22 protein-coding genes are annotated in these 24,579 nt (G+C 71.4%); 6 read left to right on the top strand and 16 right to left on the bottom strand.

What is annotated here, in order from left to right; all coding sequences use genetic code 11:
* Positions 1-25 precede the first annotated feature (25 nt).
* Complete coding sequence (locus ABZX02_RS01385) at positions 26-1,333, bottom strand: jacalin-like lectin (protein ID WP_355294109.1); 1,308 nt, start codon at positions 1,331-1,333, stop codon at positions 26-28.
* Positions 1,330-2,397 (bottom strand): SGNH/GDSL hydrolase family protein, encoded by a 1,068-nt coding sequence (locus ABZX02_RS01380; protein WP_355294108.1) that lies wholly within the window; start codon positions 2,395-2,397, stop codon positions 1,330-1,332. The genes ABZX02_RS01385 and ABZX02_RS01380 overlap by 4 nt, the downstream gene beginning before the upstream one ends.
* Positions 2,398-2,534: 137 nt before the next feature.
* Here ABZX02_RS01380 and ABZX02_RS01375 point away from each other — a divergent pair, with 137 nt between their 5' ends.
* Positions 2,535-3,479: an acyltransferase domain-containing protein gene (locus tag ABZX02_RS01375; RefSeq protein ID WP_355294107.1), complete on the top strand. Its 945-nt coding sequence runs from the start codon at positions 2,535-2,537 to the stop codon at positions 3,477-3,479.
* A gap of 61 nt (positions 3,480-3,540) precedes the next feature.
* On the opposite strand, the gene ABZX02_RS01370 is transcribed toward ABZX02_RS01375, so the two are convergent.
* Positions 3,541-3,717, bottom strand: coding sequence for a CsbD family protein (locus tag ABZX02_RS01370; protein WP_355294106.1), 177 nt, complete (start codon positions 3,715-3,717; stop codon positions 3,541-3,543).
* A gap of 201 nt (positions 3,718-3,918) precedes the next feature.
* On the opposite strand from ABZX02_RS01370, the gene ABZX02_RS01365 reads away from it, so the two are divergent.
* Complete coding sequence (locus ABZX02_RS01365; protein WP_355294105.1) at positions 3,919-4,659, top strand: ribonuclease activity regulator RraA; 741 nt, start codon at positions 3,919-3,921, stop codon at positions 4,657-4,659.
* A gap of 41 nt (positions 4,660-4,700) precedes the next feature.
* Here the strand turns inward: ABZX02_RS01365 and ABZX02_RS01360 are convergent, their stop codons facing one another.
* The 4 genes from ABZX02_RS01360 to ABZX02_RS01345 form a co-directional block, all read right to left on the bottom strand.
* On the bottom strand, positions 4,701-5,963 hold the full coding sequence (locus ABZX02_RS01360; protein ID WP_355294104.1) for a mandelate racemase/muconate lactonizing enzyme family protein: 1,263 nt from the start codon (positions 5,961-5,963) through the stop codon (positions 4,701-4,703).
* Positions 5,960-7,969, bottom strand: coding sequence for an ABC transporter permease subunit (locus tag ABZX02_RS01355; RefSeq protein WP_355294103.1), 2,010 nt, complete (start codon positions 7,967-7,969; stop codon positions 5,960-5,962). Before ABZX02_RS01355 ends, ABZX02_RS01360 begins: the two co-directional genes overlap by 4 nt.
* Entirely contained in the window at positions 7,966-9,348 is a 1,383-nt protein-coding gene (locus ABZX02_RS01350; protein WP_355294102.1) for an extracellular solute-binding protein, read from the bottom strand. The genes ABZX02_RS01355 and ABZX02_RS01350 overlap by 4 nt, the downstream gene beginning before the upstream one ends.
* 203 nt (positions 9,349-9,551) lie before the next feature.
* Positions 9,552-10,295 carry an FCD domain-containing protein gene (locus ABZX02_RS01345; protein WP_355294101.1) on the bottom strand — a complete coding sequence of 248 codons (744 nt, stop codon included), beginning with the start codon at positions 10,293-10,295 and terminating at the stop codon, positions 9,552-9,554.
* A gap of 72 nt (positions 10,296-10,367) precedes the next feature.
* Here ABZX02_RS01345 and ABZX02_RS01340 point away from each other — a divergent pair, with 72 nt between their 5' ends.
* On the top strand, positions 10,368-11,525 hold the full coding sequence (locus tag ABZX02_RS01340) for a mandelate racemase/muconate lactonizing enzyme family protein (protein WP_355294100.1): 1,158 nt from the start codon (positions 10,368-10,370) through the stop codon (positions 11,523-11,525).
* Here ABZX02_RS01340 and ABZX02_RS01335 read toward each other — a convergent pair.
* Complete coding sequence (locus tag ABZX02_RS01335; protein ID WP_355294099.1) at positions 11,507-12,334, bottom strand: aldo/keto reductase; 828 nt, start codon at positions 12,332-12,334, stop codon at positions 11,507-11,509. The genes ABZX02_RS01340 and ABZX02_RS01335 overlap by 19 nt on opposite strands.
* A 103-nt stretch (positions 12,335-12,437) precedes the next feature.
* On the opposite strand from ABZX02_RS01335, the gene ABZX02_RS01330 reads away from it, so the two are divergent.
* Entirely contained in the window at positions 12,438-13,346 is a 909-nt protein-coding gene (locus ABZX02_RS01330) for a LysR substrate-binding domain-containing protein (protein ID WP_355294098.1), read from the top strand.
* Here ABZX02_RS01330 and ABZX02_RS01325 read toward each other — a convergent pair.
* The 8 genes from ABZX02_RS01325 to ABZX02_RS01290 all read right to left on the bottom strand — a co-directional run bounded on the left by ABZX02_RS01325 (position 13,343) and on the right by ABZX02_RS01290 (position 21,351).
* Complete coding sequence (locus ABZX02_RS01325) at positions 13,343-14,653, bottom strand: alpha/beta hydrolase domain-containing protein (protein WP_355294097.1); 1,311 nt, start codon at positions 14,651-14,653, stop codon at positions 13,343-13,345. The genes ABZX02_RS01330 and ABZX02_RS01325 overlap by 4 nt on opposite strands.
* Positions 14,654-14,675: 22 nt before the next feature.
* Positions 14,676-15,452, bottom strand: coding sequence for an ATP-binding cassette domain-containing protein (locus tag ABZX02_RS01320; RefSeq protein ID WP_355294096.1), 777 nt, complete (start codon positions 15,450-15,452; stop codon positions 14,676-14,678).
* A complete protein-coding gene (locus ABZX02_RS01315) occupies positions 15,452-16,309 on the bottom strand; it encodes an ABC transporter ATP-binding protein (RefSeq protein WP_355294095.1) in 858 nt (285 codons plus the stop codon). The genes ABZX02_RS01320 and ABZX02_RS01315 overlap by 1 nt, the downstream gene beginning before the upstream one ends.
* A gap of 9 nt (positions 16,310-16,318) precedes the next feature.
* A complete protein-coding gene (locus tag ABZX02_RS01310) occupies positions 16,319-17,260 on the bottom strand; it encodes an ABC transporter permease (RefSeq protein ID WP_355294094.1) in 942 nt (313 codons plus the stop codon).
* 7 nt (positions 17,261-17,267) lie between these two features.
* Positions 17,268-18,098: an ABC transporter permease gene (locus ABZX02_RS01305; RefSeq protein WP_355294093.1), complete on the bottom strand. Its 831-nt coding sequence runs from the start codon at positions 18,096-18,098 to the stop codon at positions 17,268-17,270.
* 24 nt (positions 18,099-18,122) lie between these two features.
* Complete coding sequence (locus tag ABZX02_RS01300; protein WP_355294092.1) at positions 18,123-19,670, bottom strand: ABC transporter substrate-binding protein; 1,548 nt, start codon at positions 19,668-19,670, stop codon at positions 18,123-18,125.
* Between the two features lie 91 nt (positions 19,671-19,761).
* The gene (locus ABZX02_RS01295; protein WP_355294091.1) at positions 19,762-20,859 is read right to left on the bottom strand and encodes a DUF5937 family protein; all 1,098 of its coding nucleotides are present in this window, start codon (positions 20,857-20,859) and stop codon (positions 19,762-19,764) included.
* A gap of 228 nt (positions 20,860-21,087) precedes the next feature.
* Positions 21,088-21,351, bottom strand: coding sequence for a UBP-type zinc finger domain-containing protein (locus ABZX02_RS01290; RefSeq protein WP_355294090.1), 264 nt, complete (start codon positions 21,349-21,351; stop codon positions 21,088-21,090).
* A 74-nt stretch (positions 21,352-21,425) separates the two neighbouring features.
* Between ABZX02_RS01290 and ABZX02_RS01285 the strand changes: the two genes are divergently transcribed.
* Entirely contained in the window at positions 21,426-23,075 is a 1,650-nt protein-coding gene (locus tag ABZX02_RS01285; RefSeq protein WP_355294355.1) for an FAD-dependent oxidoreductase, read from the top strand.
* On the top strand, positions 23,075-24,487 hold the full coding sequence (locus ABZX02_RS01280) for an ATP-binding protein (protein WP_355294089.1): 1,413 nt from the start codon (positions 23,075-23,077) through the stop codon (positions 24,485-24,487). The genes ABZX02_RS01285 and ABZX02_RS01280 overlap by 1 nt, the downstream gene beginning before the upstream one ends.
* The last annotated feature ends 92 nt before the right edge of the window (positions 24,488-24,579 follow it).

Genomic DNA, 24,579 nt, shown 5'->3' with positions numbered 1-24,579 from the left:
GCGGTTGCGAGGATGCCGCCCGCCGTCACGCCGTCCTGGTGAAGATCACGCCGAGCGCGTCGACCTCGCTGCCCGCGCGCCCGTGGAAACCGGCGATCTGCCAGCCCTCCGGCGCCGTGAGCGTGACCGGGCCGGACGTGGTGGCGCCGCCGGACAGGGTGCGGCCGGTGCTCGTCGTGAAACCCGCGTGGAAGATCCTGGTGCGCCCGTCGTGCTTGCCCTGGTGCAGCGTGACCGACTTCAGGTGTTCTCCCTCGGCCAGCACCAGTTCCCGGGCCGTGCCGCCGGTGCCGCCGTGGCTGGAGGACGTCCCGTCGGCGAAGGTCAGGCCCACCTGGTCGAGCCGCGACCCGGCGCGGAGGCTCACCTTCGTGACGCGCTGGACCAGCGGAACCGTGGCGACGTCGGTGAACGGCGTGCCGTGCGGGCCACCGACCTGGTCGCTGAGCGAGAGCGCGGGGTTCAGCGTCCAGCGCAGTTCGGCCGTGATCGGGTAGTGGTCGGAGAGCATCTTGTCGTCGGCGGTGCGGAAGGCGGCGTTCTCGTTCGCGTACCGGACGAGGTCGAGCGTGATGTACCTGTTGCCGCGGAACAGGATCTTGTCGACGACCTCGCACGCGTCGGTGACGGCGCGGTCGTCGCACACCAGCGCGGGACTGTCCGGCGCGGGCGGCACACCGCCGCGTTCCTCCTGCACCCAGGCGTCGGTGAGGCCGTTGGCGGCGACGAGCTCGCGGATGTTGTCGCCGGCACGGGTGTAGCGGGTGTTGGTGTCGCCGGCGATGACGACGGCGTTGCCCGCGGAGTTCGCGGCGACGAACCGGGAGAGCTCGGTGGTGTTGGCGCGCCGGGCCGCGAGGTCGGCCTCGGTGCTGCCGGCGTTCGAGTGCACGTTGTAGAAGTCGATCAGCACGCCCTCCGCCACCCGGATCCGCGCCCACGTGAACCCCTTGGGCGTCAGGCAGTCCGTTCCGTTGCACCGGTCCCAGCGGTCGCGGGTGAAGTCCGAGTACGCGTGGTCGGACAGGGTGTTGAGCCCGTCGCCGAACGGGACGCCGCCGCTGGTGGGCGTGCGAAACGGGTGGTTGTCGTTGGCGTACAACGACGCGTGGTAGTTGAAGTCCTCCTGCACGTGCACGATGTCGTACGGCCCGATCCGCTGCCCGATCACCGGGGTGTTCACCCTCGGGTTGCCGCTGGACAGCCCCTCCGGCAGGCCCGCCACGTTGTAGCTCAGGACGGAGAACGTGCCGGTGGCCGCCGGCGCCGCGCTCGCAGGCGTGACGCTCGCGAACGCCAGGGCGGCGGCCGTGACGGCGGCCCAGCGCCTCACCACGCCAGCCCCAGACGAGCGATGTAGTCGGTGAGCAGACCGGAGATCAGCCGGTGGTCGCGCAGCGAGAAGTGCCAGTCACAGCCGAGCCGGTCGAGGGCGGGATCCGCGTAGTTCCAGTGGTGCACGCGGCTGTCCGCCCGCTCCTGCGCGACCTGCCGGACCGCGTCGGCGAACGCGCCGGTCGCCTCCGGCACGCTGACCACGATCGCCGCGCCCGACCCGTAGCGGGCGCGCAGCTTGTCGAGGAACCCGTGGTAGGCCGACTTGTACGCGGCCACCAGGCTCGCCTGGTCCGGCCACTGCTCGCCGGGCCGCAGCGGGGTCGAGAAGTCGTTGGTGCCGAGCCCGACCACGACCAGCTGGGGCCGCCACGTGCCGGGGTTCTGCCACACGTCGCCGTCGACGTTGAGCAGCGCCCGGTCGTAGTAGGTGCGGTAGCTGGTGCCGGGTTCGCCGCCGTTGTAGTTGCGCACCATGCCTCGGCCGGAGAACGCGTTGATCTGGTAGTCCGCGTTCAGCGCCCGAGCGGTGAGCGCGCCGAAGGTGAGGTCCGCGTGGGTGTTCTGGTCGACGCCGCCGTTCGCGGAGCAGTCCCGCGTCGTCGACAGGTTGCCGTAGCCCGCCGTCAGCGAGTCCCCGATGAACTCGATCTGGCGGCTGCGCGCGGCCGGCTTGGCCAGCACGGTGCCGCTGAAACCACCGAACTCCCCGGCCGCCCAGGGGCTTTCGGACCGCTTGACGACTCGGACGCGGTGCTCGCCGTGGCGCAGACCGCTCACCCGGTAGGTGATCCGGCCCGGCCTGGAGAGGGTGGCCACGGTGCGCCCGTCGACCTGCACGTCGTAGAAGCTCGCCGCGTCGTTGAGCGTGATGCCGACGCCGGTGCCGCGGAACCGGCCCTCGAAGTAGACGCCGGGCCAGGAATACTGGCCGGAGTGCGTGACCCGGCCCGCGGTGTGCGCCTGGTCGAGCACGCCGGGCGCGGCCTGTGCCGCCGGGACGCCGGCCAGCGCGGTGAGGAGCACGACCAGTGCGGAGCGGGCGAACCGCGGTGGCGACATGGTTCGGAAGTTGGCACGGCACTGCGCCGTCGTCAAGGTCGGGAGCCGAAAACCCTTCGCACATCGACGAATTCGACGCGCTCCGTGGTCGAACGCGGGCCGCGCGTTCGACTCGTGCCGCCGGTACTGTCGTCCCCGTGGACTTGCACGACACCGCCGAACGGCTCGGGGTTCCCGTCGAGGGGGTCGAGCGCGTGCACCGGCTCGCGGGCGACGGCCCGTCCGCTCCCCTGCCCGCCGAGACCGACGCGCGCGCCCTGCTCGACCGGCTGGCGGTGCCGCCGGACGACGCCGCCGAGATCATGGCGGGCTGGCCCCGGTCCGACTCTCCTCTGTGGACGCCGGAGCTGCGCTGGCTGCTCGACCGTTCGACGGCTCTGGTCCGCGCGGACCTCGGCGGTCACGACTGGCTGCCACCGGGTCCGGAGCTGCCCCGCGACCGTGGTCCCGCCTGGCGGCACCTGTACGTGTACGCGTACCTCGCGCTGACCGGGGTCGTGCGGGAGTACCACCGCGCGCACGACGTTCCCGACGCCGTGACGTGGGCGACCCTCGCGGACCTGGGCCGCAACCTCGCGGTCGACCGGCGGATGCGCGGCGAGGGCTGGCCGGTCATGCAGAGCTGGCTCACGTTGCACGTGCGCGGCGGCCTCTACGAACTGGGCCGCCTGCAGCACCACCGCGGTGGTAGCGCTCTCTCGTTGCACATCCCCGACTCCGGCCCGCTGACCCCGGACGCCGTGGCCTCGTCGCTCGACGTGGCGCGCGCGTTCTTCCCGCGCCACTTCCCCGAGGAGCACTACTCGGAGTTCTCCTGCGGCTCCTGGCTGCTCGACCCCCAGCTGCGCGAGTACCTGCCCGAGGACTCGAACATCGTGCGGTTCCAGCGACGTTTCGAACTGGAGCCGTACGAGGAGACGGAGGGGGTCAACGCCGACGTCGAGGTGTTGCGGTTCGTGTTCCGCACGCTGACCACGCCACTCGACCGGCTACCGCGCGACACGGTGCTGCAGCGCGCGATCGTCGACCACCTGCGCGCCGGCCGACACTGGCACTGGCGGCGCGGCCGGTTCCCGTTCTGACCTTTCCGGGACATGACGATGAGCGTGCACCGGGTGATGCACGCTCATCGGGCTGCGCAGGTCAGTCCTTCTTGAAGGCGTCCTTGACCTTCTCGGCCGCGTCCTTCAGGTGGCCCTTCGCCTGGTCACCCTTGCCCTCGGCCTCCAGGCCGGGGTCGTCGGTCGCAGACCCGACGCCTTCCTTGACCTTGCCCTTGAGCTGGTCGGCCTTGGCGTCGATCTTGTCGTCGGTACCCACGTCGGTCCTCCCTCAACAGCGGCTTGCGGTACTACGTCTGCCGGGTGCCCACAACCAGCGCGCGGAAACATCTCCCGTCCGGACGAACGCGATCCACAGGGGATTCGACCGCCCATTTCCGTTCTGCACCAGCGCTTTCTGCACTAGGCTCGGGTTCGCACCCAGGCAGTTGCGGGCACCGCGGACCGAGGGAGCCACGACGTGGTCGAGACGCACGACATCGTTCGCCCGCCGGCGGAGCTCAGCGCGGCCCTGGCGAGCATCGGCAGCGCCACGGCCAGCGCGGAGCTCAGCCGCATGGGCATCCGCAGCGCGTTCATCAGCGGCCCGGTCTCGGTCACACCGGGCGTGCGCGTGGCCGGCCCCGCCCTGACCCTGCAGTTCCTGCCCAAGCGGGAGGACCTCTACCCCGACGAGGAGTACGCCGAGCCGGAGAAGCAACTGCACCGGCACGTCATGTACCACGCGCAGGCCGGCGACATGATCGTCGTGGACGCGCGCGGCGACATGAACAGCGGCGTGTTCGGCGAGATGATGCTGACGTACTTCCAGGGCCGCGGCGGCCTCGGCGTGGTGATCGACGGCTGCCTGCGCGACATCGGCGAGGCCAGGAAACTGGGCCTGGGCCTGTGGATCCGCGGCGCCACGCCGAACTACCACGCCCAGACCGGCATCGTCCCGACGGCGGTGAACGTGCCGGTGGCGTGCGGAGGCACGCTCGTCGAGCCGGGCGACATCGTGGTGGCGGACGACGACGGCGCCGTCGTGGTGCCGGTGAAGCTCGCGCCGGCCCTGGTGGCCGTGGCGCGGGAACACGCGGAGTGGGAGGAGTTCTCGCGGATCCGGCTGGCCGAGGGGGGCGACCTGCGCCGGTACTACCCGCTGTCGGACGAGGCTCAGCCGGAGTACGAGCGGTGGCGGGCGGAGCAGGGCAAGGCCTAGCACCACGGGTGCGAACGAGCCGCGAACCCGCCGACCCGTTCCTAACTCCACAGCCGGTCGTGGCTCGACTCCCCGTCCCACCGCGTCGTCTCCGCGAAGAACACCGGGTCGCGCGGATCGAGGTGGTGCCGCACCAGGTCCTCGTCCACCTCCCCGAACCCCAGCCCCGGCGTGTCCGGCACCGCGATGTGCCCGCCCTGGATCAACGGCCGCGGCAGTCCCGTGACGAGGTCGCTCCAGAACTCCACCTCGGCCGCGTGGTGCTCGAGCGCGAGGAAGTTCTCCGTGGCGGCGGCCAGGTGGACGCTCGCCATCGTCGCGATCGGGGACGCCGCCAGGTGCAACGCCATCGGGATGCCGCGGTCCTGCGCGTAGTCGCCGATCCGCTGGGTCTCCGCCATCCCGCCCGCGGTGGCCGGGTCGGGGTGCACGACGCGGATGGCGTGGGCGTCGAGCAGCGGGCGGAAGCCGTCGAGCAGGTAGATGTCCTCGCCGGTGCACGTCGGCACGGTGACGGACGTGGTCAGCTGCCGCCACTGATCGGTGAGCTGCCACGGGATCAGGTCCTCGATCCACGCCAGTGCGAACGGTTCCAGCGCGCGGCCGATGCGGATGCACGAGTCCAGCGCGATGTGACCGAAGTGGTCGGCGGCGAGCGCGACGTCGTAGCCGACGACGGACCGCACGACGTCCACATAGGACGCCAGGTGCTCGACTCCCCTGGCGGTGACCTGGATGCCGGTGAACGGGTGCATCGTCGTCAGGTCCGCACGGGCTCCCGCTGGTGCGATCAGGGCGCCCGGCACGTCCCACAGCAGGTCGATGCCCACGTCCATCTTCAGCATCGTGAACCCGCGTTCCTTGCGCTCCAGCAGGCGCTCGCCCATCGCCACCGGGTCCGGCAGCGACGGGGTGTCGGCGTAGCAGCGCACCGAGTCGCGGAAACGGCCGCCGAGCAACGCGTGCGCGGGCACGCCGTACGCCTTGCCGGCGAGGTCCGTCAGCGCCATCTCGACGCCGGAGACCCCGCCGCCCTGGCGGCCGTGGTGCCCGAACTGCCTGATCTTGCGGAAGATCTTGGCCACGTTGCACGGGTTCTCGCCGACGAGCCTGCTCTTGAGCACGAGCGCGTAGGTGGCGCTCGCCTGGTCGCGCACCTCGCCGTAGCCGGACAGGCCCTGGTTCGTGTCGATCCGGATGATCGACGAGCGGAACGGCACACCGTCCACGTTGGCCACCCGCAGGTCGGTGATCCGCAGGGCACTCGGCCGCGACGCCGTGGCGACGTGCTCCTCCGTGATCATCCCTTCACGGCCCCCGCGGTGAGGCCCTCGGTGAGGAACCGCTGCCCGAAGCCGTACATGACCACGACCGGGATGCTGATCAGCAACGACGCCGCGGCCAGCTGACCCTGCGGCACGACGTCACCGAAGATCATCGACTGCATGCCGACGGGCAGCGTCTTGTAGTCGTCGTTCGTGATGAACACGAACGCGAAGAGGAACTCGTTCCACGCGTTCGTGAGCGTGAACAGCGCGACCGCGAGCAGGCCCGGTTTGGCCAGCGGCAACGTGATCCGCAGGAACGCGCCGAACCGCGTGCAGCCGTCGACCAGCGCGGCCTCCTCCAGGTCCGCCGGGATCGACTTGAAGTACCCGACCAGCAGCCACGTGGCGAACGGCAGGGTGAACGTCGGGTAGGCGAGCACGAGCGACCACAACGAGTCGTTGAGCCCGATGCCGCTCATCATCTGGTACAGCGGGATGAACAGCAGCGCGCCCGGCATGACGTAGGTGAGCAGGATCGTCACCGTGAAGCTCTGCGAGCCGCGGAACCTCAGGCGTGCCAACGCGTAGCCCGCCAGCGCGGCGCAGACCAGCGCGATCACCGTGGACGCGACCGACACCAGGATCGTGTTGAGGTACCAGGTGCCGAACGCCCTGTCCGCGAACAGGTTCGTGAACTGCTCGGTGGTCCACGGCGTCGGCCAGAGGTCGTCGGTGCGCGCGACGATCTGGTCGTCGGACTTGAAGGCCGTGACCGCCATCCAGTACAACGGCGCCAGCACGAACCCCAGCAGGCCCACGAGCGCGATGCCCGAACCGGTGCCGCCGACCAGCCGTGCGGCCAGCCGGTTGCCCCGCGTCGCAAGCACCGAGACGACCCGGCCGACCGCGGCGGCGAGCACCACGAAGACGCCCAGCACCAGCGCGGCCTTCCACACGATGTGCGGCGACGCCCAGACCAGCAGGAGCGTCGAGGCGAGCACGACCACCCACGGCAACGCCCGGCGCTGCGCGGGGGTCAGTCGCCGGCGTCCCAGGTCGCTCGGCACCGGGAGGTCGTTGCGGCGCATCATCCGCACGAGGATCACCACGAGCACGGCGATGATCGGCAGCATCACCAGCGTGACCGCGGCGCCCGCGCCCAGTTGCAACTGCTGGATCGCCTTCGAGTAGGCCACCATGACGTACGGGGCGGTGGCGTCTCCAGGCCCGCCCTGGGTCATCAGCCAGATCAGGTCGAAGTTGTTGAACGTCCAGATCGACGACAGCAGCACCGTCACGATCATGACGTTCCGCAGGCCCGGCAACGTGATGTGCAGGAACCGCTGCCACGGCGAGGCACCGTCCACGACCGCCGCCTCGTAGAGGTGCCCGTCGATCGCCTTGAGGCCCGCGAGGAACGTCACCGTGAAGAACGGGATGCCCTTCCAGACGTTGACCAGGATGACCGAGGGCATCGCCAGCGCGGGGTCGGACAGCCACTCCGCGGGCCACCGGTCGACGAGCCCGATCGCGGCGAGGGCGGGCCCGATCCCGGAGTCGGTCAGCAGCACGTTGACGCTGCCGAAGATCGGGTCGAACAACGACCGCCAGGTGAAGGCCGTGACGACGGTCGGCACCACCCACGGCAGCAGGATCAGCCCGGCGACGATCGCCCGGCCGCGGCGCATGTGGTGCAGCATCAGCGCGGCGATCAGGCCGAGCGTCACCTTGAAGATCTCGGCGTACGCCGTGAAGACGAACGAGTTGAGCACTCCTGTGTGGAACACGGAGTCGCCGAGGAGCGCGGTGTAGTTGTCGAACCCGACGAAGACCGTGTCCGCGCCGTGCCGTTCGGTGGTGCTCGTGACGATGGAGTCGAGGATCGGGAAGAGGATCAGGCCGGCGACCAGCACCAGCGTCGGCCCGATGAACACGGCGCCGAGGCGCCAGTCGCGTCCGAGCAGCCGTTGCGACGGTGTGAGCGAGGACGACCTGCCCTGCGCCGGACGAACCGGCGCCGGACGTTCCTTCAGGACGGTCACTGCTTGTAGCCCTGCTGCTCGAAGACCTGGACCATCCGGGCGTGGGTCGCGGCAACGGCGTCGGCCGGCTTCGTGCCCTGGATGACCGACTGCATCATGTCCGTCAGCAGGTAGGCCGCGGTGGCGGCCTGCTCCCCCGGACTCGGTGCCTGCGGGAACGCGAACCCGGTCTTCGTCTTCACCGGGAGCGGCGTGCGGGTCTGCTCCCGCAGAGCGGGGAAGGCCGGGTCACCGCTCGTGTAGTACGGGTCGGAGTCCCACACCTTGTCCCACGACGGGTTCACCAGGCACGGCGCTCCCTTCGCGACACCGAGCAGCGCGGTCCCGCTGACCATGTACTTCGCGACCAGCTTCGCGAGGTCCGCGTTCTTCGCGCCCTTGAACACGACGAACGAGTTGGACTCGCCGAACGCGAGCGGCTTGTCGATCGCGGGACCGGTGGCGCCGTTGAACGGGTGGGTGTTGCCGTAGACCGGGTTGTTCTTGGTCTTCGAGTCGGCGTAGACGCTGAACTGGTTGAGCGTGAGGCCCAGGATCTGCGCGAGCCAGTTCTCGTTGTTGCTCGAGTCGGTCCAGCTGCCGATGCCCGGCGGCAGCATCGGCGTGTACTTCGGGTTCGTGTAGATGTCGCCGATGAACGTGACGGCGGCGACGGTCTCCGGCGAGTTGAACACCACCTTCGTGCCGGTGTTGTCCGCGATCGCGCCGCCGTAGCAGTTGACGACGTTCGCGATGAACCCGTTGGCGTCGCCGGAGCGGTTCACCGTGAGGCCCCAGCCGAAGCGCTTCTTCGCCGGGTCCGAGACCTCCAGGGCGTTGTCGCGCAACTCTTCCCACGTGTAGTGCGGTTTGAGCGGCAGCCCCTTCTCCTGGTACCAGTCCTTGCGCAGGTACATGGCGGACGCGATGAAGTGGTACGGGATCGCGAACCAGCGGCCGCCGAACACGCAGTACGTGCTCGCCTCCGTCGCGGGTTCGCCGTAGAGCTTGCGCATCTCCTCGACCACGTCGGTGACGTCGGTCAGGGCGCCCAGGTTGTGCAACTGGCCGACGAACCGCCGGTCGCTCACGAACGCGAGGTCGCGGCTGGTGCCCGCCTTCACCTCGGCGTCCATCTTCGCGACCATGTCCCCGGCGTCCCCGGAGACCAGGTCGTTGCGGACGGTCGTGCCGGTCGCCTCCGCGAACACCTGCAACGACCTGTCGAGCGCCTTGTTGGCGGACTCCGAGTAGAGCTTCTGCGAGAGCATGCCCACCTGCCCGCCGCGCAGTGACGCGGCCTGGTCGAGCAGGGCCTGCGGCACCTGGACGTCCACCTGCGGCGCGGCGGGGGTGCCGCCACCGCAGCCGGCGAGACCGAGCACGCCCAGCGCGCTCACGCCGAGAAAGGTGCGCCTGGATAAGTCCGTTTTCGCTTCCATGACAACAACTCCTCCCGCGTCCGGCCGAGCGGACGCGTACCGACGGGGCGACGTTGCAACCGGCGGGACAGCGGGGCGAGGACCCTGCTGCCGGGTCGAGCACGCGGCGAAGGACGCCGAACTGCTGATGCGTTGTCTGGCGGGTGCGGCCGTGCGACGCCCTAGCGGCGCCGCTCGGCCTTCCTGGTCTGCTGCTCCTTCTCCGCGAGGAGGGTGGAGTTGTTGGCGAGGTGCTTGCGCATCGCCGCGCGGGCACGGTCCGGATCGCGCGCGACGAGCGCCTCGTAGATCTCGGTGTGGTCGGCGGTGGCCTTGCACAGCGCGGCCGGCGCCTCGTTGGTGATGCGCCTGCTGGCGGTGCCGAGCCAGCGGGCCGAGTACATGATCCGGTCGAGGATGCGGTTGTTCGCCGCCCGGCAGATCTCCATGTGGAACTCGTGGTCGACCTCGAGGTAGGCGTTGGGGTCCTCCTCGAGCGCCGCCATGCGGCCGATCCCGGTGCGGAGCCGGTCGAGCGTCTCGTCGGTGACGATGGCCGCGGCCATCGCGGCGAGCTCCGGCTCCAGCAGCACGCGCATCTGGTCGAGCTCCTGCAGCAGCTCGCCGACGATCTCGGCGGGCAGCCACTCGACCAGCAGGGGGCTCAGGTAGTCCCACTCCGCGGGCGGGCGCACGACGACGCGGCGGCCCTGCGCCACGTCGACGATGTCCAGCGAGGCGAGCACTTTGAGCGTCTCCCGCGCCACCACGCGGGACACCCCGAACTCCCGGACGATGTCGAGCTCCGACGGCCCCCGGCCGTCCTCGATCTCGCCGCTCACGATGCGCCGGGTCAGGAGTGCGGCCACCTGAACCGGAAGGGTGCGGACCTTGACAACGTCCGAAGACTCTTGTCCCCTGTCCATGTCATCAGCTTATCGGACAAGTTGGGGACCGCAAGAGTCCGTTCACCTGCACCACCCGGCGACGGGAGAGCAATGCGGATCGTGAACGTCACCACGGCAGTGGTCGCCTACCACGGCGAGGCCACGCTCATCCGGATCGACACCGACGAGGGCCTCAGCGGTTTCGGCGAGGCCAACCCCGACGCCGGCGCGGGAGCCGTCGTCGGGATGATCGAGTTCCTGACCCCCCTGCTGCTCGGCGAGGACCCCCGCAACGTCGAGCGGTGCTGGGAGAAGCTGCGCCGCAACAAGGTCTTCGCGGGTCCCCAGGGCGGCGTGTTCGTCATCGCCCTGTCCGGGATCGAGATCGCGCTGTGGGACCTCGCGGGCAAGGCCGCGGGCCAGCCGGTCCACCGGTTGCTCGGCGGGAAGTTCCGCGACCGGATCCGCCTCTACGCCGACTGCGGTGACGGCGACGACCCCGCCGGGTCGGTCTCCGGGTGCGTCGACCGGGCCCAGCGGATGGTCGCCGAGGGGTTCACCGCCCTCAAGTTCGACATCGACGACCTGCACCACCCCGCCAAGTTCGACGAGTTCAACCACACGGTGAACGCCGCCGAGCTGCGGTCGATGGTGGCGCGTGTGGCCGCCGTCCGGGAGGCGATCGGGCCGGACGTCGACCTCGCCATCGACCTGCACGCGCGCTACGACGTGCCGAGCGCGTGCCGGATCGCGTGGGAGCTGGAGCCGTTCCACCTGATGTGGCTGGAGGAACCGCTCCCGGCCGAGAACGTGGACGCGCTGGTGCGGGTGCGCGAGCAGACGCGGACGCCGATCTGCGCGGGCGAGAACCTCTACCTGCGCTGGGGTTTCCGCGACCTGCTCGAACGCGGCGCGGTGGACGTGATCGAGCCGGACGTGCCGAAGTGCGGCGGGCTGGCGGAGGCCAAGAAGATCGCCAACCTCGCCGAGATGCACTACATCCCGTTCGCACCGCACCTGGTGTCCACACCGCTCGGCACGATGGCGACCTCGCACCAGTGCGCGGCCATCCCGAACTTCCTCGTGCAGGAGTGGCACGCCCTGGAGGAACGGGCCGTGTGGGACAGCTACGTGCACGCACCCGACGGCAGCGGTTCGATCGTGAAGGACGGCTACATCACGATCCCCGACACCCCGGGCATCGGCGTGGAGCTCGACATGGACGGCGTCCGCGCCCACGCCGTCGCGGGTTACGGGGTGTTCGAGTAGGCGAGCCGGTCGAGGAGGGCGAAGTCGTCGTCGGGCAACTCGACGTCCGCGGCGGCGACGTTCTCCTCGAGGTGGCGCGGCGAGGACGTGCCGGGGATCGGCAGCACGACCTCCGACCGCCGCAGCAGCCACGCCAGCGCCACCTGCGCCGAGGTGACACCGAACCGGCGGGCCACCTCGGCCACCGGTGAGCCGGGCCGGACGCTGCGCGCGATCGGCAGCCAGGGCAGGAACGCGATGCCGTGCCGCGCGCAGTGCTCCAGCACGTCCTCCGAACGCCGGTCGTCGAGGTTGTAGCGGTTCTGCACGCTCACGACCGGCGTGATCCGCTCCGCCTCGACGATCTGCGCGACGGACACCTCGGACAGCCCGACGTGGCGCACCTTCCCCTCGTCCTGCAGGCGGCGCAACGCACCGATCTGGTCCGCCAGCGGCACGGCGGGGTCGACCCGGTGCAGCTGGAACAGGTCGATCCGCTCGACCCGCAACCGCCGCAGGCTAAGCTCCGCCTGCTGGCGCAGGTACTCCGGGCGGCCGAGCGGGATCCACTCGTCACCGGGGTGGCACTGCCCCGCCTTGGTGCCCACGACGAGCCCGTCCGGGTACGGGTGCAGCGCCTCGGCCAGCAACTCCTCGTTGCGCCCGAGGTCGTAGGAGTCCGCGGTGTCGAAGAAGGTGACGCCGAGGTCGGCCGCGCGGCGGGCCAGGGCGTGCGCCGCCGCCGGGTCGTGCGCGGGCAGCCGCATGGCGCCGAAGCCCAGGCGGTGCACCGGGAGGTCGCCGCCGAGGACGATCTGGTGGGAAGGCACGGAATCTCCTTGGAGGGATCGTGGTGGTCGACGTCGACCCTGCCGTTCCTCTTTCGCTAAGACAATCGAAACATTCTTCGGTCGATCGCGTAGCATCGCTAATGTGTTGAACCTGGAACGCCTGCGGACGCTGCACGCGGTGTCCACCACGGGGTCGGTCCGCGGCGCCGCCGACGCGCTGCACGTGACGACCTCGGCCGTGTCCCAGCAGCTGTCCAGGCTGGAACGCGAGGTGGGCCAGCGCCTGCTGGAACGGCAGGGCCGCGGCATCCGCCTCACGGACGTCGGCGCACTGCTCGCCGAGCACGCGGGCCGGTTGCTGCACCAGGTCGAGCTCGTCGAGACCGACCTGGCCGACCACCGCGGCGCCGTGGCCGGCACGCTCACGGTGGCCGCGTTCGCCACGGCAGCCCGCGGTCTGCTCCCCCGGATGCTGCAGGCCCTGCGGGAACGGCACCCGGCACTGTCCACACGCCTCGTGGAGCTGGAACCGGTCGAGTCGATCGCACGGCTGCGGCACGCCGACGTCGACCTGGCCGTGGTGCAGGACTGGCCGGAGCAACCACTGGCCGTGCCCGGCACCGTGCTGTCCGCCCCGTTGCTCGACGACGTCCTGGACGTGGCGCTGCCCGCCGCACACCCGTTGGCCGGCCGGGCCGAACTCGCCCTGGACGAGCTGCGCGACGAGAACTGGGTGGGCTGGCCGAGCGACGAGCTCTGCCACGGCTGGCTGGAGAACACGTTGCGCCGCAACGGGATCGAAGGCCAGGTGGCGTACACCGCGTCGGAGCACTCCACCCAGCTCGCACTGGTGGCGGCGGGTCTCGGCGCCGCGATCATCCCGCGCCTCGGCCGCGGCGCCACACCGGAGGGCGTCCGGTTCGTGGCGCTGCGGCCCGCTCCCCGGCGGAGGGTGTTCGCGTTGTGGCGGGACAGCAGCACGAACCGTCCGGCGGGCCGGGCTGCGTTGCGCGCATTGCAGGACGCCGCCCGGGAGTGCGACCTCGGCTAGCGGCGCAGTTCCTCGGCATCGATCGGCAGATAGGTCTGCTCGTGCAGGTACTGCTCCAGCCGGTCCCCGACCCGGCGCCGCCACGTCTCGACGGAGCCGTAGAGCGCGTCGAACGTGCCGGCGTCGAACGGGGTCTCGCTGCCGTGGTACCAGCTCGGGCGGCCGAGCGGGGTGGCGGCGGTCAGGGTGGAGGTCGGCACGTCCACGTGGGTGGTGCGCCAGCCGCCGAGCGCGTTGCCGTGGTCGTCGCGCAGGATCTCGTCGGTGTCGCCGGCCGTTTCCAGCACCTTTCCCGGTGCGGGCGGGCGGCCGGTGTCGGACCAGTCGAGCAGCGACTGCCACAGCGCGTGGTGGACGTGGCTGTTCGGGAACGTGCTCCAGCGCGCGCCGGGCGGGAGGGGGCAGCCGGCCAGGCGATCGCGGTCGGCGGCGGACATCTCCCGGGTCTCCCGGTGGGCCATGCCGGCGACCTCGTACAGCCGGAAGGTCGCGCTGTCGGGGCGGCGGTGGCTCAGGCCGCGCACCTGGCCGCCCACGCCGCACCGGCGGCGGACGCTCTGGAACTCGGCCTCGCCCAGCACCTCGATCACCGGCACGTCGACGTCGGGCAGCGCGGGACCTCCCGAGGCGCCGGGCAGGTAGCCGTCGAACGCGGGGCCGCCGCCGGGCAGGCGCAGGCGGTCGTGGTGGTGCCGGACGAACTCCCGCACCACGCCGCCGGTCTGCGAGATGCCTCCGAGGTAGACCTTCCTGGCCCGCAGGGTGGGCAGGCCCTTCCGCAGCGCGGCGGAGACCTGGGCGAGGATCTCCGGTGACTGCGGGGTCGCCTCCCACCAGAGCCGCATGAAGGCGTCGTACTCCGCCACGACGTGGGCGTAGTCGGCGTCCGGGGAGAACGGGATGGTGGCGGCGAACTGCTGGGACAGCGGGCTGTCGGCGAACGTGAACGAGCGGTACCGCTCGGGGTCGGCAGCCGCGACCAGGCCCATCGCGGACGGTGCCTGCGAGTCGATCTCGACCCAGACGTGGTTGTTGCGCATGACGAACCGGTTGATCGCCCGCCACACCGAGGTGCCGCCCCAGATGTGGCTGGGCTCGGCGATCACGGTGCCGCTGAAGCGGGCGGGGTCGGCCGGGCGGCGGATCAGGATCCTGGTGCCGTAAGGGGTTCCGGCCGCCGTGCCGGAGACCAGGTACTCCTCTTGGACGTAGTCGTAGCGCTCCATCCGGTCGGTGCCGTAGGGCTCCAGCACCACGGCGGTGGCACCGGGGAGCGGGCCGGTCGTGGTGGCCGCGTCGACGGTCATGCGGGTCCTCTCTTCGTCGCCGTCACAGGGAGGGTGCGGCGTCCAGCAGGGTGCGGGTGTACGGCTCGCGCGGGTGGTCGAAGACCTCGTCGCGGGTGCCGACCTCGACGAGCGCGCCGGCCCGCATCACCGCCACGTGGTCGCTGACGAACTCGACCACCGCCATGTCGTGGGAGACGAACAGCATCGCGAAGCCGCGCGCCTGCTGGATGTCCTTGAACAGGTTGAGGATCTGCGCCTGGACCGAGACGTCGAGGGCGGAGACGGGTTCGTCGGCGACCAGCAGGTCCGGTTCCAGCGCGAGGGCCCTGGCGATGGAGATGCGCTGCCGCTGGCCGCCGGAGAACTCGTGCGGCAGGCGGGAGAGACCCGTGCGGGCGAGGCCCACCTCGTCGGCCAGGGCGGCGGCACGGGCGCGGCGGTCGGACCTGGTGTGCAGGCCCTGCGCCCGGAACGGTTCGACGAGCAGGTCCTCCAGCGTCATCCGCGGGTTGAGCGAGTTCGACGAGTCCTGGAAGACCATCTGCATCCTCCGCCGAAACGGGCGCATCCTCTTCCGCGTCAACGAGGACAGCGGCTGCCCCTGCACGGTCACGCGACCGCGGTCCGGCGGCAGGAGGCCCACGGCCATGCGGCCGAGCGTCGACTTGCCGCTGCCCGACTCCCCCACCAGGCCCACGGTCTCGCCCGCGTGCACCCGCAGGCTCACCTCGGTGACGGCGGCCGTGCGGCGGCGGGCGAAGAACGGGCCGGAGGCGAAGTCCTTGCCCACCCCGTCGAGATCGAGCACCACGTCCATCAGGCACCTCCTGCCGTCGCACGGGTCTGCTCCAGCACCGCGCGGTCGATCGTGGGCAACCGGTCCACGCGGCGGCCGAGCCGCGGGGCGGCGTCGATCAACGCGCGGGTGTAGGGCTGTTCGGGCTGCTCGAGGATGCGGGCGGTGGGGCCCTGTTCGACGACCCGGCCGTCGTACATCACGAGCACCTCGTCGCTGTAGCGGGCGACCAGGCCGAGGTCGTGGCTGATCAGCACGAGGGCGAGGTCGAGCTCCTCGCGCAGCCGGGCGAGCAGGCGCAGGATCTGCTGCTGCACGGTCGGGTCGAGCGCCGTGGTCGGTTCGTCGGCCAGCAGCAGCCGAGGGCCGCACGAGATCGCCATGGCGATCATGACCCGTTGCCGCATGCCGCCGGAGAGCTCGTGCACGTGGGCGTCGAGCACCTTGCGCTCCCGGCCCAGCCCGACCTGCTCCAGCAGTTCGGCGGCGCGGTCGCGGGCCTGCGCGCGGCTCAGCCCCAGGTGGTGGCGCAACGGCCGGATCATCTGGGTTCCGATGCGCAGCAACGGGTGCAGGGCGCTCATCGGTTCCTGGAACACGTACCCGATCTCCGCTCCCCCGCGCGCCCGGCGGCGTTTCGCGGGTTCGGCGAGCAGTTCCGCGCCGTCGAAGCGCACCGCGCCCTCCGCCCTGATCTGCGGCGGCAGGATGCCCATGACGGCGGCCGCGGTGATGCTCTTGCCCGACCCGGACTCGCCGACGACGGCGAGCGTCCGGCCGCGGTGGACCTCGAAGCTCACGTCCCGCACGAGCGTGAGGTCGCCGATGCGCGCCGAAAGCCCGGACACGCGCAGTACTGGCTCCTGTGTGGTGTGCACGCCGTCTCCTCAGTAGCGGATGCGCGGGTCGAGCAGGGAGTAGAGAAGGTCGATCACGAGGTTGAGCAGGACGTAGACCACGGCGATGAAGAAGATGCAGCCCTCGATCACCGGGTAGTCGCGGCGCTGCACGGCGGTCAGCAGGAGCTGGCCCAGTCCCGGGATCGAGAAGATCGACTCGGTGACCACGGCCCCGCCCATCAACGACCCGGCGGTCAGGCCGACAACGGTCACCATCGGCACCACGGCCGCGCGGAAGACGTACTTGCGGATCACCGTGCGCTCGGGCAGACCCATCGACCGGGCAGTGGTCACGAACGGCTGGTGCAGCGAGTCGAGCACCCCCGCCCGGCTGTAGCGGAACAGCGTGGCCGCCTCCAGCAGCCCCAGCGAGATCGCCGGCAGCGCGAGGTGGTGCAGGAACAGCACGGGGTCCTCGGTGAACGGGACGTACCCCGCGACCGGGAAGACCCGCCACACCACGCCGAGCACGGCGATCAGCAGGACGGCGAGCCAGAAGCTCGGCAGCGCGATGCCGACCGACGACCCGAAGACCAGCACCCGGTCGAGCAGGCCGTGCCGCCGCGTGCCGGCCGCGATGCCGAGCGCCGGGCCGATCAGCACCGCCACGGCGAGCGCGAGAACGGTGAGCTGCACCGTCACCAGCGCGTGCTCGGCCACGAGACCGGACACCGCCCGGTCCGAGAACAGCGAGCTGCCGAAGTCGAGCCGGACGACCCGGCCGAGCCAGGTGAGGAACTGCTGCCACAGCGAGGCGTCGAGCCCGAGCCGGGACCGGACCTCGGCGATCTCCTCCGAGGTCGCCGAGTCGCCCGCGATGGCCGCCGCGGGGTCGCCTGGCGCCAGTCGCAGCATGACGAACAGCAGCACCATCGGGACGGCGACGGTGGGCAGCAGCGCGCCGAGCCGTTTGAACAGGTAGTTGGTCACGGGGTTCTCACTTCCTCGCCGACCGGGGGTCGAACACGTCGCGGAGGCCGTCGCCGAGCAGCACGAGCCCGAGCACGGTCAGGACGATCGCGAGGCCCGGGAACACCCCGATCCACCAGGCCGAGTAGAAGTACTGCTGCGCCGCCGACAGGCTGGTGCCCCAGCTCGGCACGTCGGGAGGCAGCCCGATGCCGAGGAAGCTCAGCGCCGCCACGGACAACACCGTCACCGAGAACGCCAGCGCCGCCTGCACGATCGTCACCGACAACGCCTCCGGCGCGACGTAGCGCAGCAGCACCCAGCTCGTCCGCGAGCCCAGCGAGGTCGTGGACTCCACCATCGGCATCGCCTTCACCGCGAGCGCGGCGCCGCGCACGACGCGGGTGACCATCGGGATCAGCACGACGGTGAGGCCGGTGACCATCGTCGCGACCCCGTCGCCGAGCACGCCGACGAGGCTGATCACCAGCACGATGGAGGGGAACGACATCAGCCCGTCCACCACGCGCATCACCACGGCGTCGACCCAGCGGAAGTAGCCGCAGAGCACTCCAAGGACGTACCCGGTGAGGACGGCGAGCGCCGTGGTGACGGCGCCGATGGCCAGGGACGTGCGGGCGCCGTGGACCACCATCGTCCACAGGTCGCGGCCCTTCTCGTCGGTGCCGAACCAGTGGCTCGCGCTGGGCGGGCGCAACGTGCTGGTGGGGTCGACCCGGTAGGGGTCGCCGCCGAGCACGGGGGCCAGCACGGCGAGCAGGACCATCAGTCCGAGCAGTGCCGCCCCCGCCATCGCGGTCCGGTCGCGCACCAGCTCCGAGAAACGTTGTCGCAGCATGGGATTCCTTCGTACGAGGAGGGGCTACCGGCCGAGCCAGATGTTGTAGAAGCCGCGGACCGTGCCGAGCGCCGGCGTGAACCCGCCGATGCGCGTGCTGGTGACGGCGAGGTTGCCCTCGAAGCCGAGCTTCACGAACGGGAGGTCGGTCCAGACGAGCTCCTGCAGCGCCGTCCACGCGGCCTGCCGGGCGGCGGCGTCCGCGCCGGAGAGGATCCGGTTCATCAGCTCGTTCTTCGCCGGGGTGTTCCACCAGCCGGGGAAGCCGGAGCCGAAGAACACCACCGTCAACGGGTCGGAGTAGCTGGTCCCGGTGGCGAGGAACAGGTCCCACTGCGCGGGGTCGGCGCGGCGGGAGGTGAAGCTGGTCTCGTCGGTGGCCTGGAGGTCGACGGCGATGCCGGCCGCCGCGAGCTGCTGGCGGACGAGCTCGGCGTGCGGGTCGCGGCTCGGCCGGTACAGCACCCGCAGCGGCGTGCCGTCGTAGCCCGCCTCGCCCAGCGCCTTCCGCGCACCCTCGACGTCCGGGGCGGCCTGGTACACCTGGCTCCCGGCGGCCGAGTGCCACGGCGAGGTCTGGGGGAACATCGCGGAGTCGTCGAGGAAGTTCTCCATCGAGCCGAGGCTCTGCAACGCGATCTGCTCCGGGTCCAGCGCGCGCTGAACCGCCTGGCGCAGCTTCGGGTTCGTCGCCGGCCCCTGCTTGAGGTTGAACTGCACGATCCGGAACTGGCCGCCCGGCACGACCACCGGGTTCAGCTTGTCGTCGCGCCGGTAGCTCGGCAGCTGGTCCATGAGAGGGCCGGACGGGGCGATGTCGACCGCGTCGGTCCGCAGCTGGTTCAGGACGTTGGACTCGTTGTAGGGCACGAACTTCACGCGGTCGGCGTACGCGGTCTTCCCGCCGCTGGCGCCGTCCGGTGGTTCGGCGCGGCCCCGGTAGCCGTCGAAGCGGTCGAGGACCACCTGCCGGTCGGGCACGAACTCGCGCAGCCGGTACGGGCCGGTGCACACGATGCGCGGCAACGGTTTGTTCGGCGGCACGCCGGCCACGAGCGAGGCGGGCATGACGTACGCGGCGGTGTCCGGAGTGGACAGCAGCGCGGGCACGGCGGAGCTGGGCTGCTTGAGCTCGATGACGACGGTCAGGTCGTCGGTGGCGGAGACGCCGGCGAGGATCTTGCCGAACGTCGCGCCGGGGCTGCTGCCGCCGTAGCGCTTCAGCGACGCGACGACGTCCCCGGCCTTCAGCGGCTGGCCGTCGTGGAAGGTGACGCCCTCGCGCAGCCGGACGGTGTAGGTGGTGGCGCCGTCGTACCGGAAGTCCTGCGCCAGGCCGTTGTGCACGCCCATGCGGGCGTCGTTCTCCCAGAGCCCCTCGCACATCGTCGCGGCGGCCAGCCAGTTGCTCCGCAGCGTCGAGTACACGGGGTCGAGCGCGGTGGGCATGCTCGCGACGACCAGCTCCCCGCCGCGGCGGGGGGTCGAGGTGTCCACAGTGGCCCCGGCGGCGCATCCGGCCACTGTGGACACGACGAGCGCTGCGGCGAGCAGGCGGCGAAGCGTCTTCATCGGCACTCCTGGGGACGTCGGGCGGCGAGGCGCCAAGTATGCGTCCGGGTCCGTGCCGGGGAGCCGTGGATTACCGCGGGTGCGGTAATGGTCAGCCGACGATGCCGGCGACCAGGTCGTAGCCGATGCCGTAGAGCCTGCTGGTCTGGATCCGGTGCTGGACGGTGCGCCCGTGCCGCGCGGAGACGACCAGTCCGGCCTCGCGCAGCTTGCGCAGGTGGCGGGAGACCTGCGGCTGGGTCATCCCCGTCCGCCAGGCCAGCTCGGTGGTGGTGCACTGCTCGTTGATCAGGTGGCGGCAGATCTCCAGCCGGCCCGCGTCGGTGAGCACGAGCATCCGCTCCCGGATCTTGTCGAGCGTGTCCGCGCCGCGCGGGCCGTGCTGCTCGGCGGGGTACTGCACGACGACCGGCGGCTGCGGCCCGCCCTTCACCCGCTCGTCCTTCACCAGCAGGTGCGGCGACCCGAAGTGGGTCGGCACGAGCACGAGCCCGCGGCCCCGGACCGTCACGGTCGCCTGCTGGAGCTTGCTGAACTCGACGGTGTGCTCGGCGACGTCGATGACGGAGTTCGGCGAGAGCGAGCCCACGACCAGCGGCAGCGGTTCGGTGCGCAGCGACGCCCCGACGCGGTCCGCCGACCGGTCGAGCGCGGGCCGCAGCCGCCGCCACAGCACGCCGAAGAACGTCTCCCCCGCGACCCGCAGCAGGCCGAGCAGCCGGACGCGGAACCGCTCGGGGTCCGCCACCAGCTCGGCCGCCAGCACGCCGCGCCTCGTGGACCGCTCCCCGCACGCCCGCACGAACTCCCGCGCACTCGCCCCGTCGTCGAGCGGCCAGCCGAAGTTCTGCCGGAGTCCGAAGATCGCCATCCCGGCCATCTGGATGAACACACCGAGGTCGAGGGCGGCGATGGCGTCGAGCTCGGTCTCCAGGTCACCCGCGCCCTCGGCGGTGAGCGGCAGCAGCAGCCGGGTGCGGAACCGCGCCCACAACGGGGCGAACGCGACGCAGTCCGCCGCCGCGGGCTCCGGCAGGTCGGCGAGGACCGTCCGCACCCACGTGCGCCGGTCCGGGTGGTGGCCCGGCTCCGCGAGCACGTGCAGGCACGCCATCAGCTCGGCGGTCGCCGAGCAGCGGGCCGACACCTCGGCCGGACGCACGCCGTGCAGTCGCAGCAGGACGGACATGCCCGGCGAGTGTAGGCGGAACCGGCCAGCCTGCTCGATCGAACGGGCCGGGGCCGCGGCCCGACGGCCGGGGTGGGGCCCGGCGACCCGGCGTGCCACCGGGCGGCCTGCTCGGTCGAGGACGGTGCCGGGGTCACGGCGGTCGCGTCCTCGCCGGCCCAGGCCCGTGACGTGAACGAAGGGTGGGCGCCGCCCGTCGCGGCGGCCCCCACCCCTCGACCGGAACCGTCAGACGATCGTGTTGTCCACGAAGCACCAGCGCCAGGTCTCCCCCGGCTCGAACGAGCGGATGATCGGGTGCCCCTCGTCGGCGAAGTGCTTCGAGGCGTGCTTGGCGGGCGAGGAGTCGCAGCACGCGACCTTGCCGCACCCCAGGCACAGCCGCAGGTGCACCCACCTGCCACCGGCGGCCAGGCAGTCCTCACATCCCTCCGGGGTGGACGGTGCGGGCTCGGCGCCCAGCTCGGCTACGTGTTCGCAAGTAGTTGCCACGGCACGAACATACCTCCGTTGCTGTCCCGCGCGAGTTCTGGTGTTTGACTGGACACATGACGACTGCCGACCGCGTGGCGCGACCCTCGATCCTCACGGTGGACGACGACCCGGCCGTGTCCCGGGCCGTCGCGCGCGACCTGCGCCGCAAGTACGGCGAGCACTACCGCGTGGTGCGGGCGGAGTCCGGGCCGCAGGCGCTCGAGGCGCTGCACGAGATCAAGCTGCGCGGCGAGGAGGTGGCGGCGCTGCTCGCCGACTACCGGATGCCGCAGATGAGCGGCATCGAGTTCCTCGAACAGGCCATGGACGTGTTCCCGCAGGCCCGCCGGGTGCTGCTCACCGCGTACGCCGACACCGACGCCGCGATCCAGGCGATCAACGTCGTGGACCTCGACCACTACCTGCTCAAGCCGTGGGACCCCCCGGAGCAGAACCTCTACCCGGTGCTCGACGAGCAGCTGCGCGCGTGGGCGGTGAGCGACCGGCAGCCTCCGCAACGGGTCCGGGTGGTCGGGCACCGGTGGTCGCCGCGGTCCTACGAGGTGCGGGACTTCCTGGCGCGCAACAACGTCCCGTTCCGCTGGCACGCGCTCGACGAGCCGGAGGCGCGGTGCCTGCTCACCGCGGCGCACCAGGACGGCACGACGCTGCCGGTCGTGGTCACCGCACAGGGCACGGCGCTGGTCGACCCGACCGACGCCGAACTCGCCGCCGAGGTGGGCCTGACCACGCAGCCGTCGGCCGACTTCTACGACCTGATCGTCGTCGGCGGCGGGCCGGCGGGGCTCGGCGCGGCGGTGTACGGCGGGTCCGAGGGACTGCGGACCGTCCTGGTGGAGCGGATCGCGACCGGCGGCCAGGCCGGCACGAGCAGCCGGATCGAGAACTACCTGGGCTTCCCCGACGGCGTGTCCGGCGGGCAGCTCACCGAACGGGCGCGCCGGCAGGCGGTCAAGTTCGGCGTCGAGCTGCTCACCACGCGCGACGTCGTCGCCCTCGAACGGCGGGGGTCCGCGCGGGTCGTGCGGTTCGGCGACGGCACCGAGCTCTCCGCCCACACCGTCATCCTCGCCACCGGCGTGTCCTACCGGCTGCTCGACGCGCCCGGCCTCGGCGAGCTGACCGGGCGGGGCGTGTACTACGGCGCCTCGACCACCGAGGGCCCGAACTGCGCGGGCCAGGACGTCTACCTGGTCGGCGGCGCGAACTCGGCGGGCCAGGCGGCGGTCTACTTCTCCGGGCACGCGCGCAAGGTCGTGGTCCTGGTGCGCGGCGACTCGCTGGAGCAGTCGATGTCGCGGTACCTGATCGACCAGCTCGCGGCGATCCCGAACGTCGAGGTGCGCACGCACACCGAGGTCTGCGGCGGCACCGGCGAGGGCCACCTGGAGACGCTGACGTTGGTGCACACCAAGACCGGCGAGAAGACGACGGTGGAGGCGAGCTGGTTGTTCGCCTTCATCGGCGCCGCCCCGCGCACGGACTGGCTGGACGGCACGCTGGAGCGCGACGACCGCGGGTTCCTGCTCGCCGGCCCGGACCTCGGCGGCTCCCCGCCCGGCTGGGACCTGGAACGCGCGCCGTACCACCTGGAGACGAACCTGCCCGGCGTGTTCGTGGCGGGCGACGTCCGCGCGGAGTCGGTGAAGCGGGTCGCGTCCGCGGTCGGCGAGGGCGCCATGGCCGTCACCCTGGTGCACCGCTACCTGGAGAGGTCCTGATGGAGAGGCTCACCCCGGCGGAGCTGCGCGAGCTGTTCCTGTTCGAGAAGCTCGACGACGCCCAGCTCGACTGGCTGGCCGCGCACGGCCACGTCGAGACCCGCGCGGCCGGCACGCCCGTGCTCACCGAGGGCGAGCCCGCGACGTGCTTCTTCGTGCTGCTCGGCGGCACGGTCGCGCTCTGCCGCACCATCGGCGGCCGGCGGATCGAGGTGAGTCGCAGCGAGCTGCGCGGCTCGTACTTCGGCGCCACCCAGGCGTACCTGGAGCTCGACCAGCCGACGTACCAGATGACCGTCGAGTCGATCACCGACACGTCGATGCTGCAGTTCGACGCCGACGAGATCGGGCCGATGATCCGCACGTGGTTCCCGATGGCGATGCACCTGCTGGAGGGCCTGTTCTGGGGCATGCGCAACACCCAGGCGACGGTCGGCCAGCACGAGCGGCTCACCGCGCTCGGCGCCCTGTCCGCGGGTCTCACGCACGAGCTGAACAACCCGGCCGCGGCCGCCGTGCGCGCCACGGCGGCGTTGCGCGAACGGGTCGCGGGCATGCGGCACAAGCTCGCGCTGCTCGCCCAGGGCGCGCTGGACCCGACCGAGCTGCCGGCGCTCGTGAAGCTGCAGGAGAAGGCGGTCGAACGGGTCGCCAAGGCGCCGAAGCTGAGCCCGCTGGAGACGAGCGACGCCGAGGACGAGGTCTCCGACTGGCTCGACGACCACGGCATCGCGGGCGGCTGGGACGTCGCCCCGGTCCTGGTCGCGGCCGGGCTGGACGTCGAGTGGCTGGAGAGCTCGCTGACGGCGTGCCCCGCCGCCATGACGGGCTCCGCCGTGCACTGGCTGCGGTACACGGTCGAGACCGAGATGCTGATGAACGAGATCGAGGACGCCACCACGCGGGTGTCCACCCTGGTCGGCGCCGCGAAGCAGTACTCGCAGATGGACCGGGCGCCGTTCCAGGTGGTCGACGTGCACGAGCTGCTCGACTCGACGCTCGTCATGTTCGGCGGCAAGCTCTCGGACGTGCGGGTGGTCAAGGACTACGACCGCGCACTGCCGCGCATCCCCGCGTTCGCCGGCGAGCTCAACCAGGTGTGGACGAACATGATCGACAACGCCCTGGGCGCGATGGGCGGCACCGGCACGCTGACCGTGCGGACGTTCGGCGAGGACCGGCACCTCGTCGTGGAGATCGGCGACACCGGCCCCGGCATCCCGGCCGAGGTGAAGGGCCGGATCTTCGAGCCCTTCTTCACCACCAAGCCGGTCGGCGAGGGCACCGGGCTCGGGCTGGAGATCTCGTGGCGGATCGTGGTCAACAAGCACCACGGGTCGATCCGCGTGGAGTCCGTGCCGGGCGACACGCGGTTCCAGGTCCTGCTGCCCCTGGAGGCGCCCGAACGGTGACGGGCCGTGCCACCCGTCACTCACAGGTGGTCCCGGACGGGTGGTCCCCGAGCGGGACATTGTTTGGATCTCAACGGTGCCGTACTCCTGGC

Origin of the sequence: Lentzea sp. NPDC003310, from assembly GCF_040610935.1 — a bacterium.
Taxonomy (GTDB): Bacteria; Actinomycetota; Actinomycetes; order Mycobacteriales; family Pseudonocardiaceae; genus Lentzea.
Note: the sequence above shows the minus strand (reverse complement) of the source record. Positions and strands in the feature narration are given on the sequence as shown.